The 18,470-nt window shown below is 40.6% G+C and carries 14 protein-coding genes and 1 pseudogene; 2 read left to right on the forward strand and 13 right to left on the reverse strand.

Going from position 1 to position 18,470, the window contains the following annotated elements; all coding sequences use genetic code 11:
- The first annotated feature begins 149 nt into the window (after positions 1 to 149).
- Positions 150 to 530, forward strand: a pseudogene (locus J7K93_08605) (hydrogenase maturation nickel metallochaperone HypA).
- A 74-nt stretch (positions 531 to 604) separates the two neighbouring features.
- Here J7K93_08605 and J7K93_08610 read toward each other — a convergent pair.
- From J7K93_08610 to J7K93_08670, 13 genes are all read right to left on the reverse strand, one after another.
- Positions 605 to 1,894, reverse strand: a complete 1,290-nt coding sequence (locus J7K93_08610; protein ID MCD6117062.1) for a peptidylprolyl isomerase — start codon at positions 1,892 to 1,894, stop codon at positions 605 to 607.
- 30 nt (positions 1,895 to 1,924) lie between these two features.
- A complete protein-coding gene (locus J7K93_08615) occupies positions 1,925 to 2,803 on the reverse strand; it encodes a peptidyl-prolyl cis-trans isomerase (GenBank protein ID MCD6117063.1) in 879 nt (292 codons plus the stop codon).
- The gene (locus tag J7K93_08620; GenBank protein ID MCD6117064.1) at positions 2,772 to 4,487 is read right to left on the reverse strand and encodes a peptidylprolyl isomerase; all 1,716 of its coding nucleotides are present in this window, start codon (positions 4,485 to 4,487) and stop codon (positions 2,772 to 2,774) included. Before J7K93_08620 ends, J7K93_08615 begins: the two co-directional genes overlap by 32 nt.
- Before the next feature lie 50 nt (positions 4,488 to 4,537).
- A complete protein-coding gene (gene mfd / locus J7K93_08625; protein MCD6117065.1) occupies positions 4,538 to 7,777 on the reverse strand; it encodes a transcription-repair coupling factor in 3,240 nt (1,079 codons plus the stop codon).
- A gap of 21 nt (positions 7,778 to 7,798) precedes the next feature.
- Entirely contained in the window at positions 7,799 to 8,476 is a 678-nt protein-coding gene (rsmG, locus tag J7K93_08630) for a 16S rRNA (guanine(527)-N(7))-methyltransferase RsmG (protein MCD6117066.1), read from the reverse strand.
- A complete protein-coding gene (mnmG, locus tag J7K93_08635; GenBank protein MCD6117067.1) occupies positions 8,477 to 10,363 on the reverse strand; it encodes a tRNA uridine-5-carboxymethylaminomethyl(34) synthesis enzyme MnmG in 1,887 nt (628 codons plus the stop codon).
- A 30-nt stretch (positions 10,364 to 10,393) separates the two neighbouring features.
- Entirely contained in the window at positions 10,394 to 11,800 is a 1,407-nt protein-coding gene (mnmE, locus tag J7K93_08640; GenBank protein ID MCD6117068.1) for a tRNA uridine-5-carboxymethylaminomethyl(34) synthesis GTPase MnmE, read from the reverse strand.
- Positions 11,801 to 12,010: 210 nt separating this feature from the next.
- Positions 12,011 to 13,705, reverse strand: coding sequence for a membrane protein insertase YidC (gene yidC, locus J7K93_08645; protein MCD6117069.1), 1,695 nt, complete (start codon positions 13,703 to 13,705; stop codon positions 12,011 to 12,013).
- 27 nt (positions 13,706 to 13,732) lie between these two features.
- Entirely contained in the window at positions 13,733 to 13,942 is a 210-nt protein-coding gene (yidD, locus tag J7K93_08650; GenBank protein MCD6117070.1) for a membrane protein insertion efficiency factor YidD, read from the reverse strand.
- Positions 13,939 to 14,304 (reverse strand): ribonuclease P protein component, encoded by a 366-nt coding sequence (rnpA, locus tag J7K93_08655; protein MCD6117071.1) that lies wholly within the window; start codon positions 14,302 to 14,304, stop codon positions 13,939 to 13,941. The genes yidD and rnpA overlap by 4 nt, the downstream gene beginning before the upstream one ends.
- Positions 14,279 to 14,440 carry a 50S ribosomal protein L34 gene (rpmH, locus tag J7K93_08660; GenBank protein MCD6117072.1) on the reverse strand — a complete coding sequence of 54 codons (162 nt, stop codon included), beginning with the start codon at positions 14,438 to 14,440 and terminating at the stop codon, positions 14,279 to 14,281. Before rpmH ends, rnpA begins: the two co-directional genes overlap by 26 nt.
- 92 nt (positions 14,441 to 14,532) lie before the next feature.
- Complete coding sequence (locus tag J7K93_08665) at positions 14,533 to 15,609, reverse strand: LptF/LptG family permease (GenBank protein ID MCD6117073.1); 1,077 nt, start codon at positions 15,607 to 15,609, stop codon at positions 14,533 to 14,535.
- Complete coding sequence (locus J7K93_08670) at positions 15,609 to 17,003, reverse strand: LptF/LptG family permease (GenBank protein ID MCD6117074.1); 1,395 nt, start codon at positions 17,001 to 17,003, stop codon at positions 15,609 to 15,611. The genes J7K93_08665 and J7K93_08670 overlap by 1 nt, the downstream gene beginning before the upstream one ends.
- Positions 17,004 to 17,126: 123 nt before the next feature.
- Here J7K93_08670 and J7K93_08675 point away from each other — a divergent pair, with 123 nt between their 5' ends.
- Positions 17,127 to 17,810, forward strand: coding sequence for a hypothetical protein (locus tag J7K93_08675; GenBank protein MCD6117075.1), 684 nt, complete (start codon positions 17,127 to 17,129; stop codon positions 17,808 to 17,810).
- Positions 17,811 to 18,470 lie beyond the last annotated feature (660 nt).

Here is an 18,470-nt window from a genome sequence, read left to right on the forward strand (position 1 = left end):
GATATGGCAGAAGCAATGGGTGTGGATTTAAAACAGCTTGAAAGAGATGCACTTACAATCAAGCCTTCTATAAAAGTTGTTTTTACCTGCGCCAAGACTGGTGAAGGTATTGAAGAGCTGATTTCCGTTTTAAATGTTTAGGGCTTGCTATGCATGAAACAGTAATTGCGAAGTCAATAGTTGAGACAGTTTTAAGGGAAGCGGAAAAACACAATGCAGCAGGTGTTGAATCTGTTGAGATTGTTATTGGAGATCTTACATTTCTCGGAATAGAGCAGATTAAGTTTTGGGTTAATACGAATTTGGAAGATACTATTGCACAGGGGGCTAAACTTATATTCAAGAGGGAAAAAGGCGCGCTTAAATGTAATGATTGCGGATATGAAGGAGACCTTCAGATCAATGAAGACCCGGCGTACCATTTTCATCTTCCTCTTTTTGCATGCCCTGTGTGTAGAAGTTCTGCTATAGAAATTATAAGGGGGAAAGAGTCAATTATAAAAAGCATTAAGTTATTAAAAGAAGATTGATAAATGAAAGGCACGGTAAAATTATATAAATTACCGTGCCTCAGAATTAATGTATCAGAAAGAAGATATTAATACTAAATAAGATCTTCCTTGATATTTATGTAAAGGTCCTTCTTGATCTGGTCAATCCATTTTTGCAGAATTTTTTGTCTTTTAACATTAAGCGCCCATTCTCTTATTCTGTCCCAATCATCTTTAAGGTTAATCTGACGCTTGTCCTGCTTGTCTTCCAATTTGACAATGTGATAACCAAACGGGGTTTTAAAGGGCTTGCTGATTTCACCCGGCTTTAAAGTGTCTATTGCATTAACAAATTCCTGAATCTGAAGCTGATCAACAGGCAGCCAGCCGAGCTCTCCACCACTATCTTTGGTAGATACATCGGAAGAATATTTTTTTGCAAGCTCCCCGAAATCCGCTCCGTTTAAGGCATCGTTACGGATCTCCTCAAGTTTGTTGAGTACGTATTTTTCATCGTCTTTTGTCGGCTCAAGGCGTATAAGAATGTGGCGGACTCTTATTTGATTATCTTTTTTATCTTCAAGTTTAATAAGATGAAGCCCTATGGGTGTTGTCACAATATTGGATATCTCGCCTGGTTTAAGGCTAAACGCAGCATCCTCAAAAGATTGATATAGAGTCCCTCTTTCAATATAACCGAGATCTCCGCCTTTTCGCGCAGTAGCGGGGTCTTCAGAATAGAGAGATGCCAGATCTTCAAATGAAGCACCCTTTAATATTTTATTTCTGATATCTGTAAGTTTTTTTACAGCAGCATCTCTTGCTGCACCATGTGAACGGACATCCATCAGGATGTGGCTTATCTTAACCATATTCTGCATTTGAGGAAGGCTGTCTTTCATGGTTTCGTAAAAACGTTCAACTTCTCTTCGTGAGATAGTGGCACCTGCGAGTTTTTTCTGCTGGACTTTTTGAGCGATAAGCTGTTTTTTAATATCTTCCCTGTAGTCATTTTTAATCTGTGTAATACTTTTGCCGAAGTATTTTTCCACTTTTTCTTTTGAACCGAGCTGTTTAACTATCTGATTGATTCTGTCCTGAAGTGCAGCATCCACCTGCTGGCTTTCAACTGTTATGGTATCTTCCTTTGCCTTTGCAAGAAGTACCTTTTCATTAATCAGGTTCTGCAGAATATCATGTTTGATTTTGTTGAACGTATCTGTCTGAGTCTGCGGGTTAATATTATTCTGCAGGGCATATGCCTGAGAAGCCTGAATAAGTTCTGTTTTCAAAATAATTTCTTCACCCACAATTGCAACTATTCCGTCAATAACCTGCTGAGAATAGACTCCGATAACCGGAATAAGCAGGAGTATGATGAGAATGGGTAATAATTTTTTCATAATTAATGACTCTCTGTTAATTTATAACAATTAATTCGCGGCAGCAGAATCAGCATTGCCTGTTTTTGAAACAGGAGTAATAATATCAACTTTCTCGCTGTGCTGAAGCTGGAACAAAAGATCATAATATACGGATCGTTCTTTGGTAACGCGAAGCCGCTGAGCGATTTCATCTTTAACATCATTGAGTTCTTTTATGCTGCCCTTTGTCCGTTTCTTAATAATTTTAATTATATGATAACCTTGCGGACTTTTAAAAACAGGAGAAACAGTACCTGGCCTAAGACGGAATGCATATCTCGCAACTTCAGGGATAACGTCTTTTCTTGTGAAAAAACCCATATCTCCGCCGCGTTCTTTAAAATAGCCTGCTGACCGTTCTTTTGCAACTGTTTTAAAGGGCTTCCCTGCAAGAATTTCCTGATGAGCAATATTCGCTTCAGCTCTGGTTTTTGTAAGTATATGAAGTGCGCGCACCTCATCTTCCGCTACCTGAAAAAGGTCAGTGTTGTTTTCATAATAGGATGAAATTTCCTCATCGGAAACTTTGATCTTTTCCGAAAAGATTTTTTCAAGCAATTTCTGAATTACAAATTCTTTTTTGACTTTTTCAAGCTCTTCAGCGAGGTCTTTGGATTTGTCCAATCCCTGACGTTTTGCTTCTTCATAGAGAAGCTGGTTGTTAACCCAGTGTTCAACAAAGTCATGTTCCTGATCAGGCCGCATTTTCATAGCTTTCATTTGCTGCAGAATCTGTGAATGTGTTAGAACTGCTCCGTCGACTTTGGCTACAATATCACTTTTATCTTTTTTTGAGCAGGATACAAAAAAAGAAGCTGCGAATAAAAATACTGCAGAAAGCGATATGTTTAAAATACTATTCAAAAGCCTGTGCGAGAACTGCATCATAAATTTTCACCTTTAATTCGTTTCTTTTGTTAGCCAGCCATTCCTGTTTGCGTCTGTTCTTAATATCTTTGATGACATCCCTTTTTACCCTGTCTTCGACTTTGTTAAAAGGCTGGATTTCTTTTGCTTTCCTGTCAAGAAGTTTGATTATGGAAAAGCGTTTACCGAGGCTTATAGGGTCACTTATCTGCCCGGGTTTCATGTGGAATGCTTTATCGCCGATAACACCCCATGCACCTTTAGGGATGTAACCTATCACGCCGTTCTTTTTCTTGTACCTGGTTCTCTCAGTATATTTTTTTGCAAGCCTGGAAAAGCTTTCGCCCTTTTTTGCCCGTTTTGCAATTTTATATGCAAGAGCCTTGTCTCGTACCATTATTTCCTGAACTTTAACCTGTTCAGGCAGGGAATATTTCTTTTCCTTATTAGCTTCATAAAAGTCATGCATTTCTTTTTCCCCTGCAACGACATTTGTTTCAATGTCATTGTTTACAAAACGTTTTACCATTTCGTTTTTAAGTTGAATATCTGCATTAAAGACAATTTGGTGATTTTTATCAACACCTTTCTGTTTTGCTTGGTGTATAAGAGCATCTTCTGTAAGCCACCCGTCAATAGCTAATTGTACACCTTCTTTTCTGTAGAGAGCAAGTTGTCTGCGTTCAGGTGTAATTCTTACACGGGTGATAAAATCATTAACAGTGAAATTAGAATTTTTACATTTAACAAGAGTCATGTTTTTAATGTCAGCCGGAAGTTTTTTAAGAGAGTCAACAAGGTCTGTACGGGAAGCTTGTGCAAAAGGTGAAATTTTGCCGGCAAACTTTTTAAGGGATGAATCCTGCCAGGAGACAATGTATTCAGCTTTTGCATTTTTTAAGAATTTTTTTGCTTCTGACGACAGTGCCGCCCTGTTCATAGAACTGAGACGTTTGCGCATTTGTTTTCTTGCGTTTTTATACGGCTCCTGTTTGATGGTTTTGAACTTTTCAACTTTAAAAATAAACAGCCCCTGTTTATTATCAACAATGCCGGATATCTGGCCCTCTTTCATGGAAAAAATAGTTTTTCTTATGGGGTCGTCTTTTTTAACCCAGGTCATGGTTTGTATCAGGCCCCCGCGTTCGCGGGACGACGGGTCATCGGAAAGTTCTTTTGCAACTTTAGCAAAAGCTTCGCCGTTTTTTATTCTATCAAGAGCTTTTTGGGCTTTATCTTTTGCAGCTTTAATTTTTTCTATGCTGTTATCAGCCGGCTTTTTTATAAATATCATGCGGACAGTAGCCTCTTTCGCAAGCCGTGCGTAAAGGTCGCGTATATCTTTTTCTTTAATTATTTTGTCAATTATGACAATATCGTAAAGTTTTTTGATCATCTCCCCTTTTTTAAAGCCTTCAACATGGGCTTTAACAACAGAATCCTGATCCATGTTAGCTTCTTTTGCGCCGATAAGCAGAAGCCTGTCATCAATTAATTTATTGAGTAAATTTTTTCTTTCGTCAAGAGTAGATTTCTCCGCCTGTTTTAAAGGTTTGGATTTCAGGAACTCTTTCTTGAATTCATCAAGGCGTATAACATCCTTGTTTCCAATAGCCGCAACAATTGGGCTGTGTTTTGTGCAGCCATTGAAAAGATTTATAACGATCACCAAAAAAATGGCAAAAATCATAAGTTTACGAAACATGATACCTCCGTTTAATATATGATTGTTTTTGAGAAGATACTTAATAGTGTTCAGCTTTGCAACAACTTTTTCGTAATATCAAAAGGATTATGCTTTCCTGTTGATATTTTTATTCCGAATTTGTCTCCTTTAAGAAAATGTACATTATGTTCCGAACCTGTAGTAAAAGAACGGAGATACATTGAAAAAAGTTCCGGTGTTTCAAAACGTTCCGGCCAGGATTCATCAAGAAATAATCTTACCTCAGCTTCAGCTATAGAGATCCGTTTAAATCCTCTCTCTCTTCCGAGTATGCTTATACGTGCCGATTCAAGAAGTGTATCTGCTTCTTTCGGCAGAGGGCCAAATCTGTCTTTTAATTCATCCTCTATGTTAGTAATTTGTTTTAATCCCCGTGCAAGAGAAAGCCTGCGGTAAATATCTAATTTTAAATTTTCATCCTTAACATATAGATCAGGCAGGAATGCAGATAAGTGGCTTGATACAGAGCAGGATATTTCAGGCGGTGCCTGTTCAATATTATCAGATTCTGATTTAATTTCTTTGACGGCCTCTTCTATTAGCTTTGTATAAAGTTCAGCTCCTACGGCATCCATGATACCGCTCTGCTCAAGGCCGAAAAAGTTGCCGGCTCCCCGTATCTCAAGATCCCTTCTCGCAATTTGAAATCCTGCACCAAGTTCAGTAAACTCCTCAATTGTCCGCAGCCGTTTAACAGCTTCTTGTGATAGAAGGTGAAAGGGAGGAGTCAGCAGGTATGCATAAGCTCTGTTGCCTGATCTTCCTACCCTGCCTCTGATCTGATAGAGCTGCGAAAGGCCCAGCTGATCCGCTCTGTGTACTATTAAGGTGTTGACACTCGGCATGTCAAGGCCGGATTCAATTATCATTGTTGAGATAAGGCAGTCGTATTTACCATTACCGAAATCGAACATAACTCTTTCAAGATCTCTGCCGTCCATCTGGCCGTGAGCAACAGCAAGACGTACAGACGGAACGAGCCTTTTGACCATATCTGCTACGGCGTGGATAGATTTCACTCTGTTGTGTACAAAGAATACCTGCCCTCCCCTTTCCAGTTCCCGTTCAATTGCTTCGGCAATTACATTTTCTCTGAAAGGCACAACCTCTGTATGAATCGGCAGCCTGTCTCGCGGGGGTGTGTTTATAAGGGACATGTCGCGTATTCCTGCAAGAGAGAACTGAAGAGTACGGGGAATGGGTGTTGCAGACATGGACAAGACATCCACACTTTTTTTGAGGGCTTTTAATTTTTCTTTCTGCCTGACCCCGAAACGCTGCTCTTCGTCAATAATAAGAAGGCCGAGATCTTTAAAAATAATGTCTTTTGAAAAAAGACGGTGCGTACCGATAACAATGTCAATTTCACCTGTTTTAAGCCCGTCAATAATTTTAGACTGCTCCTTTCCGGATCTGAAGCGCGAGAGCATTTCAATTGTTACGGGAAATCCGGACAGCCTCTGTCTGAATGTATTGAAGTGCTGCTGAGCAAGAATTGTGGTCGGAACCAGAACAGCAACCTGTTTGGAATCATTAACAGCTTTAAAGCTTGCACGCAGAGCAACTTCTGTTTTGCCGAATCCCACGTCACCGCAGATAAGACGGTCCATTGGCCTGCTGCTTTCCATGTCTGTTTTAACTTCTTCAATCGCCTTTGCCTGATCGAAAGTTTCTTCATAAACGAAATTTGCTTCCAGGTTTTTTTGCCACGGAGTATCCGGAGAGAAAGCAAATCCGGGCTTGTGATGTCTTTCGGAATATAGAGAGATGAGCTCTTTTGCTATTTTTTTTACAGAGTCTTTAGTTCGTGCTTTCAGCTTTTCCCATGCACCTGTGCCAAGTTTGCTTATCTGTACAGAGGCCCCTTCTCTGCCGGAGTATTTTTGTATCCGCTCCATGGAATCAAGAGGAACGTACAGAATGTCTCCTCCCTGATATTCTATGGACAGGCACTCCTGCTCTGTTCCACCAACGTTAATTTTATCTAATTTAATGTATCGCCCTATACCGTGGTCTATGTGAACCACAAAGTCGCCTCTTTTAAGGGAGGAGAGCTCTCTAATGGGAGACCCTGATGTAAATTCCGCTCTTTTCCTTTTTAATCGTGATCTGCCGAATATATCTCTGCCTGTAATAACTGTCAGGTTTTGCCCTGTTAAATCGAAACCTGAATTCAAAGGGCTGATGCCGATTACGAAATTGTCTGCGGGATCTTCATTCAGATTTAAAAACGCCTGTATGCGGCCTTTCTCTTTTTCATCTCTGCAGCTTATAAAAACAGTTGAATGCTCTGATGCTTCTGCAAGGATTTTGCGGATTAGTTTCGGGGATGTTTCAGGGATTGAAACAGAGCGGGACTTGAAATTTATTACAGGACTGCTGCCTGAAAGAGAAGAAGAGAGAATCTGTGTAAAAGATGATGATGTTTTTTGAACAGTTACAGGATCTTCAAAAACTTCGGAGTTAGTTATGAATATTTTTTCGGCATTTGCCATGACAGTATCTCTGTCTCTGAAAAAGAGAATGGAACCCTCAGGCATCCATGCAGCAAGAGTTGACAGGCTCTCTTCCCAGGTTTGAATAGATGGCAGGAGAGTAAGGGATTCGGCTCTGCGTACAGATCTTTGAGTTGCCGGGTTGAATATTCGTAAGGAATCAATTGTATTTCCGAAAAATTCCGCCCTGTAAGGAACTGATGATGAAAAGGGAAAGATGTCAAGAATCCCGCCTCTCAAACTTATCTCTCCGGGCCGTTCTGTAACAGCTTCTCTTGTGTAGCCGAAATTAAATAGTTTTTTTATAAGGGATTCCATAGAAATGTTTAAACCGGGAGAAAGAGAAGCCATCTTGTCTGCAAAGGCGTCGGGTTCAGGTACTTTTTGGATAAAGCCTGAAGCGTCTGTAACAATAAATGCGGCCTTTCCTGAAGACAGAGAGCTTAGTGCCCTGCTCTGCATCCCCGCTTTTCTTGGGTTGAGTATTAGAGGGGCATCTTTATAATCCTGGCCTCCGGGGAAAAAGAAAGCGTGTTCCAGGCCGGAAACAGAGTTGATTTCGTCTGCAAGGGCTTCGGCCTGATCTTCGTCCGGGAGTACAACGAGAAATGTACGCCCGGCCTCCTCCCTGAGAAGGTAAAGCAAAACAGCTTCAAGAGAGCCCGTAATACCGGATATGTGAATATCCTTATGGGCAAGCGTTTCCTTCAGCAGGTTTCTGAATGGGCCGGATTCGTAAATTCGTGATAGTATTTGAGAAAGAATAGATTTCATAAAAGTAGCCGGTACCCGGTTTTATGTTATGCCTGTGTAAACCGTTACCAGAGTTCGTTTCGGCCTCCGGATAATTTCCGGAAAGGGATCGAAGGGTACCTTGTCCCATTTTTTTATTGAGTACTTTGCAGCGATTTTTGCAAGCTCTGACAGCTCCTGTTTAACATCAGGGCCCTTGATTGTAATTATTCTGCCGTGTGAAGGATTGAGCACAGAAGAGCACCATTTTACAAGTACCGAAGTTTTTGCAACGGATCTTGCCAGAACAGTGGAGAATATATAGTCGGAACCCTTTAGATTCTCAGCCCTCTCCCCTATTACTTCCACAGATTTTAATGCAAGAGATTTAACAGTATTTTCAAGGAACTGGGCCTTCTTTTTCCTTGATTCAACCAGAACAACAGGTGTCTCGGGAAAAAGAACAGCAAGTACAATACCGGGGAATCCTGCGCCTGAACCAAGATCCATTATCATTGTGTCAGAAGAGAAATCCGCATACCTGGCAAAGCCGAGCGAATCAATGAAATGCTGTTCTGCAATTCGGTTTACGTCCTTTTCGGAAACAAGGTTTAAGCGGAGATTAGCTTTCCTGATGAGATCGTTGTACTCGGAAAACAGTTTAAGGGTTTGCGCTGAAGCTTGTATGTTAAGAGCTGCAAGGGCTTTTTCAATGATTTCAATTTGTTTCACGTGGAACATTTACCGCCCTCTTCTGGAAAGCATGACTGCAAGAACAGACACATCAGAAGGAGAGACACCGCTTATTCTTGAGGCCTGGCCGAGAGAAGCGGGCCTTATTTTAATTAGTTTTTCCCTTGCCTCCATGGAGAGAGAAACTATTGATGCATAGTCCATTGAATCAGGAATCTTAACATTTTCCATACGTTCCATTTGAGCTACCTGGTCTTTCTGGCGCTGGAAGTATCCTTCGTATTTAATCTCTATTTCGACCTGCTCTAAGACCTCGTCTGCAAGATCCCCGCACTGTTTTATTAGATCTCCCACTTCCTGAGAGCCTGAAAGGTCTTTAAGCCTAAGCTCCGGACGCTTAAGCAGGCGGAACAGAGACTGCTTCTCTGAAACTTCAGATGTGTTGAGTTTCCTGAGTATGGGGTTTATATCTTCGGGGTCCGGTTTTATCCGTCCGGATTTTTCAAGCAGTTTTTTTATGAGAAGCTCTTTTTTCCTGACCCTATCAATTTCCTCATCAGAAACAAGGCCGTATTTATGCCCGATTTCCGATAATCGTAGATCTGCATTATCCTGACGCAGGAGGAGCCTGTATTCGGCTCTTGAAGTAAAGAGCCTGTAAGGTTCATTTGTTCCCTTGGTTACGAGATCGTCAGTAAGAACGCCTATGTATGCCTGATGCCTTCCGATGATCAGAGGCTCATAGTTGTTTAAAGTTGCAACGGAGTTAATTCCTGCAATAAGGCCTTGGGCTGCAGCTTCTTCGTACCCGGATGTTCCGTTAATCTGGCCTGCAAAATAAAGCCCTTTTACGAGTTTGGTTTCAAGGCTCGGTTTAAGCTGCGTAGGGGGAAAGAAATCGTATTCAATTGCATATCCGAGACGAGTAACCGTACATCGTTCCAGGCCGGGAATTGTTCTGATCGATTTAAGCTGTACTTCTTCAGGCAGGCTGGTGGCAAATCCGTTTACATAGTATTCTATTGAATGAAGCCCCTCAGGTTCCAGAAATATCTGGTGGTGGCCTTTGTCGCTGAACCGGACTATTTTATCCTCTATTGAAGGACAGTACCTCGGGCCTTTTCCGTGAATCTTTCCCGTGTATATGGGAGATCTGTCAAGGCCTGTACGAAGAATGTCGTGAGTATCGGGCTTTGTTCTTGTAAGATAGCAGGAGCGCTGCGGCCTGTCAATGGATTTTGTGCTGAAGGAGAACGGTATGGGAACAGGGTCTCCTTTTTGTTCAACGGTTTTCTCAAAGTCTATTGTTCTTCCGTCAACTCTCGGAGGTGTACCGGTTTTCAATCTTCCTGCTTCAAAACCAAGCTTAATCAGGCTCTCGGTAAGTCCTTTGGCAGGAAACTCCCCTACTCTTCCGGCTGCAAAGCTCTGCATGCCTATATGTATTATCCCGTTTAAAAAGGTACCACATGTAAGAATGATTCTGTGTGCGGAGATTTGTCTTCCTGTTTCGGTTGTTATACCTCCTGCAGAATCTCCTTCCAGCCAGACACCTGTTGCCATTCCCTGAAATATTTCAAGCCCGGGCTGTTTTTCAAGTGCTTCACGCATTCTTACAGAGTAGTCCATTCTGTCTGCCTGGGCACGCGGTGCCCAAACAGCAGGCCCTTTTGATTTGTTCAGCATTCTGAACTGTATTCCGGCATCGTCAATGGCGCGGGCCATTTCTCCGCCGAGAGCGTCTATTTCACGTACAAGATGGCCTTTTGCAGGCCCGCCTATTGCGGGGTTGCAGGACATCTGTGCTATGTTCTGAATTGTCATTGTTATGAGAAGAGTCTTTGCTCCGAGACGCGCACTTGCAAGGCTCGCTTCGCATCCTGCGTGCCCTCCGCCTGCAACAATGACATCGTAATCTCTATGTTCGCGTTTCAATTTGCTGCTCCCTATGTTCCATGTGGAACACTACTTGCCTATGCAGAAATCGGAAAATATTTTGTTAAGAATATCATCCGATGATATCTCCCCTGTTATGCTTCCAAGTGTATCGGCTGCACCCCTCATATCAAGAGCAATAAATTCCTGAGACATGTTATTTAAAAGAGATTCTTCAGCCTTGTTAATATGCATAATTGCCTGCATAACGGCATCTCTGTGTCTTGATCTGGATATTAATATTTCATCGCCTTCAGGCAGTCCTTTTTTAAGAACGTGTCTGGTTATTTTATCGACAAGTTTATTTATATCTTTATTTTTAAGCGCTGAAATGCTGATTATCTCTTTTGTTTTCAGAAGGGGTTTAATTTCTTCGATTGACATTTTTGCAGCAAGATCACTTTTATTCACAATGCAGATAATGTCCTTGTCTGTATCTACAACCCAGTTTATAAGTTTCTTCTCTTCATTTCCGATTCTTTCACTGTTATCTAACACGAGCAGTATGAGGTCTGCTTCTGTTGCTGCATTTTTGGCGCGGCGTACGCCTTCTTTTTCTATGGGATCAGATGTTTCCCTTATGCCTGCTGTGTCTGTGATGCGTACCTGAATCCCTTCTATGTCAAGAATTTCCTCTATTGTGTCTCGCGTTGTACCGGGAGTCTCTGTTACAATAGCCCTCTCCATTTGTGTAAGCCCGTTCAGGATGCTGGATTTCCCTACATTGGGAAGGCCTGTAATAACCATTCTTATGCCTTCTCTGCATATCCTTCCCCTGTTAAAACTGCTGATTAATTTTTCAAGCTGTGATTTAATATTTTTCAGAAGTTTCAGAACATCATTCCGGGATGCAAATTGAATGTCCTCTTCGGTAAAATCGAGTTCGATCTCAATAAGCATGCATGCCTGAAGAAGGTCTTCCCGCATTTTTTTTAATGTTTTTGACAGATGCCCCTTAAGAAGCATTGCTGCAATTCTGCGGGATGCTTCTGTCCGGGCACCGATAAAATCGGCAACTGCTTCTGCCTGGGCAAGGTCCATTTTACCATTTAAAAATGCACGTTTGGTAAATTCTCCCGGCTCCGCAGGCGCTGCACCGTTTTTAATAAGAAGGTCAAGAATTAGCCCTGTTGTATACGGGCTGCCGTGACAGCTGATCTCAACAGTATCCTCTCCTGTGTATGAGCGGGGTGCTCTGAAAATTGCAATAAGTACTTCGTCAATAAACTGCTTGCCATTGTATACACTGGTGTGAACTACGCTGTGGCTCTTAACTGATATCAGCTTCTGTCTGATTCCAACTATTTTTGATGCAATGTGCAGAGATTCGGGCCCGCTGATTCTTATTACGGATATTCCGCCTTCTCCGTGGGGGGTTGCAACAGCTGCTATTGTGTTTCTATTTTCCACATCCGGGCCTGTTGTATTGTCTTTCATTGTTTCTTAGGACGCTTAAAATAACGCAACATCTTGTTATTTAGAAGTTTAGGCTATTGTTTGTACGGCATTTGCCTTTTCTCTTCGCATCCGGTATTAATTTCTATTTTCCTTATTTAAAAGCCCCATCCGTTTTATTAGATGGGGCCGGTGCCTCTTTTTAATTAATAATACAGAAGCTTCAACATGTTTATTCGAAAGAATTAAGTATTATTCTTTCTCGGTTGCTGCTTTCTTTTTACTTATCAGAAGTTCCTGGCCTATGGTAAGCAGGTTGAACATCAGATAGTAGAGGTTCAATCCGGCCGAAAGTTTATAAAATATAAAGGCCATCATAATAGGCATAAAATAAGCCATCATTTTTTGTTTCGGATCCTTGTTTGTAAGCTTCTGTTGAAATATCATTGTAACGCTCATAAGAATGGGGAATACATTTATCCCCGCAATCATATGGTCAGGGGAAGAGAGGTCTGCCACAAGCCCGCCGAGAAATGGAGCCTGTCTAAGCATAATAGTAGTCCTGAAAAGGTTGAAAAGAGCAAACAGAACAGGCATTTGCAAGAGCATCGGCAGACAACCGCCCATCGGGTTAACACCGTGCTTTTTATACAGCTTCATTGTCTCTTCGTTAAGTTTTTGCGAATTATCTTTATGTTTTTCTTTAAGAGCGCTGATCTTCGGCTGCAGCTCCTGCATTGCATGCATTGACTGATAGCTTTTTCTGGTCAAAGGATAAAGCACGATTTTTATAAGTATTGCAAAAATTATAATTGCCCAGCCGAAATCATGGAAAATACCGTTGAGAAACAGGAGTGTATAGTAAAATGCAATACTGAAGGGTCTTATGAGCGTCCAGCCGAAGTTCATCAGTCTTTCAAGGTCTACATGATAGCTTTTGAGGATTTGATAATCCATAGGCCCTATATAGACCTTCATTTTTACAGGTTCATCGCTGTTCTGCATAACAGGAACAGTAATTTCGGCTTTTAGGGAACGCCATTTTTCAATACTGCCGTTCCTTAGTATTTTTATATTTTTACCGTCAAGGGATGCCCCTGTTCCCTTGCTGCTTTCAGGTATGATTGCAACTACGAAGTATTTTGACCGTACTGCAATCCAGTCAGTTGTCCCCTCTCTGAAACCTGTAGGCTTTACTGCTGTTTTTAACAAATCTCCACCCTGATGTGCAAATGCAGCACAGTATCGTAAATCTCTTGCTATACTTGGTTCAGTGGGATTAATTGCAGAATCCCACTCAATAGTAATGTTTTTTGAGTTCTCCTGCACTGGCAATTCATTAAGCCATATTGACAGATCAACACTGTAATCACCATCTTTTACTATAAACTGTCTTACAATTTGGCCCTGTTTGAGGGTTTTTACAAATTCGACTTCCTGAACATGTTTTCCGTTTTCAGTCCATTGTCTGTTCAGGCTTACTGTGAAAATTGCAGAAGATAGATCAAGGCTTCTCTGTACAGGGTTTCCTATTATCATACCGAGATTTGAAACAGAAGAGTCAGGCAAAAGCTGAAGCCAGTTTCCCTGAGTATCGAAATGTTTTTTAAGCTGCCAGCTTTTAACTGTTCCCCCACCCTTGGATGAAAGGACACAGCGAAAGATGTCATTCTCAAGTACAACTTCTTCGGCCAGGCCTGAATCTTCAATTATATTTGATTTTGAAGCGGCTGCATAGGATGAGGATGCTTTAACTGGTTTTGCCTGGGGTTTCTGCCTGTTTTGTTTTGGTTCGGGAGTCCTGGGTTGAGAAGAAGTTTTCTCAACGGATTCCACAGCGGTTTTTGGTGCAGGCTCAGGTACGCCTACAATTTTTTTCATGTATACAGGCCAGAGTAAAAAAATTGCACCTATTAAAATCAATGCTAAAAATGTTTTTTTGTCCATAACAAATCTTCCGTTTTATTTATTAGTTTATGGTACAGGATCGTACCCGCCCGGATTCCATGGATGACATCTGCTGATCCTTTTTACAGAGAGTACAATTCCCTTTGCAGCGCCATATTTTTCAATTGCCTGCAGACTGTATTCAGAACAGGTTGGATAAAATCTGCACGTAGAGGGCAGACCGGGAGATATTATTTTCCGGTAAACCCTGATGAAAAATATTAAAATTCGTCTCACGACCTTTCCCTTTCCACTTTAGCTATCAGGACAAGGTGGAGAAATTCGTCCAGCAGTTTCTGGTATGTTAGTTTATCCTGTTTTCTCCCGACTATGAAGATAATCCAGAAATTTCCTATTGAGTCCCTGTTTTTTCTGTAAATTTCCCTTAAAAGCCGCTTAATTCTGTTTCGTTTTACCGAATTGCCTGCTTTTTTCGATACAGCAAAAGCAACACGCCTCTGTTCCGCAGGTAAGAACCTTAAAGAGAGGGCATGTCCATAAACAACATCTCCGCCGGAAAAAACCAGAGAAAAGGATTTTTTCCCGCGGAGTATCTCATTTTTAGGAAGCTGTTCATTTTTTGGCTGTTGTGAATTCATCGCTTACAGTAAGGCGTTTTCTGCCCTTTGCACGACGGCGTTTAAGAACAAGCCTGCCGTTTTTTGTAGCCATGCGTGAGCGGAAGCCATGCTTGTTTTTTCTTTTCCTGTTACTCGGATTGTAGGTCCGTTTCATTTAATCAATTCCTTTCTATCTGATCTATCTAATTTAGCGGACTTCTACCTACTAAACCTTACTAAATTAATGATTAATTTATAAATGTCAAGCTATTTTCTTGCCCTGAGTGTAAAGATAATACCGCTGGCAATCATAATCAAATTTCCAAGCCATGCTGCAATGATCGGATTTGCTGTTCCCTTATGCCCCATTGTTTCTCCAATTTTAACAAGGCCAAAGTACACAAAGGATACTGCAAGGCTGATACCAAAACCTGCTGCAAGGCTTTTCTGCCGTCTGTTATACACAAGAGGTATGCTGAAGAGCATAATTACAAGATTGCTGGCAGGAAATGAAATTCGAAAATGCAGGTCAGTCAGCCATTGAAATGTCTCTCCTCCCGATTCTCTGACACGTCTGATAAACCCGGCAAGTTCGCTAAAATTCATTTCGTCAGGCTTTAACTGAGCAAGGACAATTTGCCTTGGAGTAAACTTAAAAGGAAATATAAGGGGCTTTTCAATGTTAGTCAGATGTTCTCTATCATCCTGGAAGATTCTCTGAACACCGCTTTTAATTACCCATGCGTTTCCCGCCCTTTCCATAGAAGGAGCATCAAGCCTGGATATGAGTTTATTATCCCTGAATGTTTCTACTGTAACATGTTTTGCAATTTTTTTATTTTTATCATAATACCCTATTGTCACAACTTTGTCAGGAGGCTCCTGAATTTGAATGTTTCTTATTCGATTATAATTCTGCGGATTGTTTCTATCCAGATATTCATTTTTTATTTGAAGCATTTTTCTGTTGGCCGGTATAGCGAGGGTCTCAGCAATAAAAAACGCGGCAATGCTGAGCATCACGCCCATGGACAGCATGGTCTTTATTATTTGAAACATGCTCATGCCAAGTGCTTTAAATGCGATAATTTCATTGTGTTTTGCAAGTGAGCTTAAAGAGAAAACAGTAGCCATTAATGTCGCCATGGGCATAACAAGAATAATAATGTAGGGAATATAATACAGGTAATATTGTATAATTATATTAGTAGAAACACGTTTATCAATAAATTTATCAAGATTCTCTACAAGGTCCAGAACAAGAAAAAGTATAATAATAGCTATAATTAAGAAAAGGTATTGAAATATGAATTTACTTCTTATGTATTTTGGAATTATCCGCATTATTTTTTCTGCCCTTTTTTGAACGGGTTTAATATACTCCATTGTATTATCGGTACTTCTTTTACAGTATGAATCAGCAGATATATTCCTGCTGCCCCGAGAAGAATGTTGGGCGACCACATTGCAACAAACGGACTGACGTAGAGCCTGTCCGCAAGCTGTTCGCCGCCAATAAGCATTGCCCAATGAACCAGAAAAAAGAAGATACTGAATCCTGCGCTAACTGCAAGGCCTCCCTGTCTTCCCATAACACCGAGGGATGCACCGAGAAGAACAAAAACTATACATGCAGTTGCAATTGAGTATTTTTTTTGAATTTCAACCTCATGCTTGCTTATGGATTTGAGAAATCCGTTTATAACAAGATTTTCGGTTTTTACATATCGCGCAGTGTACATGATAGTCCTCAGGCTAACATGTTTCTGCGGAATAAATTCCGGTTTGCCGGTTTTATCATTTTCCGGCCATAGATATTCAGGGAAAATGTTTTTTAGATGATTCTCTACATGCTTTTCAAGGCCTTTTTCCCTCCGTTCCAAACCTGCCCTGTTTCTAATTATGTCTTTTTTCATCATTGCAACGGTCTTTTCCCTGTCTCCCCTGTAACCTCTTTTACTTCTGTTAAGAGACATATTCGGCACTGATATTGATAACACCCATTTCGGAAAGGATATTCGTCTGTAGCTTTCAAGATTTTTTTTGTTCACTATGTGAATTTCACCGTTGAACAGTGTGAATATAATTTTATCCTGTTTTTCGGCAAAAGTTACTTTGCCTGTTTCTGCAATGATTGTCTGATTGGTTTCTCTATTATTATAATTGTTTATAATGACATTTTTTAAAAGCCTGTCCTTACCTTCAATTTTTTTTACAAGTATTGAATATCCGGGAACAGCATCAAAAAAAACATTCGGCTCAAGTGTAAGAGTAGGTTTCTTGCGTGCAATATCAGTGTAGAGCATTCGAACCTTATGATTAAATTCCGGAAGCACAGTATCATTAAACTTGACAAGCAATGCTGATAAAATCACAGACGCAGCAAGAACCGGTGCAACAAGCCTGTACAGATTTACTCCGCTTGATTTCAGCGCTGCAATTTCTTTATCTGCAGAGAGCCTGCCGAAAGCCATTAATGTTGCAATAAGAACAGCCATTGGTACTGCAAGAGCAATAATCCATGCAAGGTTCAGCGAAAAGAATTCCATTAAAATAGTAAATGAAAGCCCTTTGCCGATCAGCTTGCCGAGATCTCTGAATACAATATTGAGAAGGAAGATAAACACTATTGTTGCAACACTGTAGAGAAAAGGAGCTATGTGTTCTTTTAAAATGTAACGGGTAATTATCTTCATTCTTTTATTTTTCCGCTCAAGCTTTGATTTGTACAAATCCATATTCCCTGCTCAGAAAATAAAATAACAATATTTTTGATAAAAAATCAATTTTTTTCACAAAGCATACAATAATTAAAAAAATGCATCGTTTATCTTTATGAACCTCAAACAAGGGAGAAAGATATGAGAAAATATTTTCGATTAACAGCAGCTTTGCTGGCAATTTCAGTAATTGCTGTCCAATGTACAAAAAACCCGGTCTCAGAAACCATGAATGATGATATGATGCAGGATTTTGATCAGGCGGCATCAGTACAGCAGGTTGAGGATTTGAATGCGGAGATAGACACTCTTGAAGAAGAAAGTGTAAGCGATTCAACTGTAAACCCGTACAAACATCTGGCAATTGCGCTTTTAAAACTGGATTATCTTCTTAATAAAACAGAGGGGATAGTTAATAAAGCTGATGTTGATTCTGCAGTAATTTTTTATCATCAGGCAAGAGATGCACAGAAAAATGCTCTGGATGCTGCTAAAATTGACAGCCTTGATCTTGCTTTCGGTTATGTAAAGGAGAGCAGGGAATTTGCAATTGATGCTGTTAAAATGGTGTTAAAGGAGCTCGGCCCTCCTCCCATTCTGGAGCATATCCAGAAGATGAGAGAAGATGCAAGAGCTCTTGTAGATGAGCTTAAGCCGCTTTTGGAAGACAGCCACAACATTATTGCTCACAAATATTTTGCAAAAGGGACTCTTCACATGCATCTTGCAAAGCAGGCAATGGAAAAAAGGGAACTCCGCAGAGCGGCCCTGCATTTAAGAACAGCTATATTCTGGCTGAACAGGGTAAAGGAAATTATAGAATAGAAAGATGGAAAGTTTGTAAAGTTGTAAAGTTTATAAAGTTAAAAGGAAGCACCTCGCCTCCGCCGGAAGCATTCGGAATTCAGTTTTTGATTCAGTGCAGTTCCGACTGTGTAGGGAACGGTCGCGGCCGTTCCCTACGCAAACATCGTCAAGACAGAATAAATCCGTAGGGAATGCATACAGGCACTTATTTTATTATTATAAAAGAATGTCGAACATCAATCGGAGATCTGAGATTTAAGAAGTTTTTCTGACAAACAAATCTGAAATATAAAATCCGTGTTCGGTTATTGTTATCCACGAATTACACGAATTAACACGAATTAAAAATAAATTTAGCAGAAATTTTCAGATGCCGGCAAAAAATCTTTTTGTCTTGTTTTTGTCTTGTTTTATCCTTTATCTTTTTTCCTTGTTTTATAATGTCACCCTTTCAGGGTTAAAAATATTTTATTTAAACAAATTCTACAATCCTTACACCCCTTCGGGGTTGAAGATAAAATGTGTTGAAATTTTCGGGCGGAGATTTTCAGATGTCGGCAAAGAAACTCAATTCTGTCTTTCCCGCGAAAGCGGGAAACCAGGGAGGGGCGTGGAGAATTGCATACATTTGTGATTAACCCCGCCGCCCCTGGATTCCCAATAGTCCCGATTCTGATT

Source organism: bacterium, assembly GCA_021158245.1.
GTDB lineage: Bacteria > Zhuqueibacterota > QNDG01 > QNDG01 > QNDG01 > QNDG01.

Excerpts from the sequence above, each read along its gene's own strand:
- yidC (MCD6117069.1), bottom strand. The coding sequence starts at position 13,705 with ATGGACAAAAAAACATTTTTAGCATTGATTTTAATAGGTGCAATTTTT.
- J7K93_08670 (MCD6117074.1), bottom strand. The coding sequence starts at position 17,003 with ATGGATTTGTACAAATCAAAGCTTGAGCGGAAAAATAAAAGAATGAAG.
- J7K93_08665 (MCD6117073.1), bottom strand. The coding sequence starts at position 15,609 with ATGCGGATAATTCCAAAATACATAAGAAGTAAATTCATATTTCAATAC.
- J7K93_08615 (MCD6117063.1), bottom strand. The coding sequence starts at position 2,803 with ATGATGCAGTTCTCGCACAGGCTTTTGAATAGTATTTTAAACATATCG.
- rnpA (MCD6117071.1), bottom strand. The coding sequence starts at position 14,304 with ATGAATTCACAACAGCCAAAAAATGAACAGCTTCCTAAAAATGAGATA.
- rpmH (MCD6117072.1), bottom strand. The coding sequence starts at position 14,440 with ATGAAACGGACCTACAATCCGAGTAACAGGAAAAGAAAAAACAAGCAT.
- mfd (MCD6117065.1), bottom strand. The coding sequence starts at position 7,777 with ATGAAATCTATTCTTTCTCAAATACTATCACGAATTTACGAATCCGGC.
- J7K93_08620 (MCD6117064.1), bottom strand. The coding sequence starts at position 4,487 with ATGTTTCGTAAACTTATGATTTTTGCCATTTTTTTGGTGATCGTTATA.
- rsmG (MCD6117066.1), bottom strand. The coding sequence starts at position 8,476 with ATGTTCCACGTGAAACAAATTGAAATCATTGAAAAAGCCCTTGCAGCT.
- mnmE (MCD6117068.1), bottom strand. The coding sequence starts at position 11,800 with ATGAAAGACAATACAACAGGCCCGGATGTGGAAAATAGAAACACAATA.
- J7K93_08610 (MCD6117062.1), bottom strand. The coding sequence starts at position 1,894 with ATGAAAAAATTATTACCCATTCTCATCATACTCCTGCTTATTCCGGTT.
- J7K93_08675 (MCD6117075.1), top strand. The coding sequence starts at position 17,127 with ATGAGAAAATATTTTCGATTAACAGCAGCTTTGCTGGCAATTTCAGTA.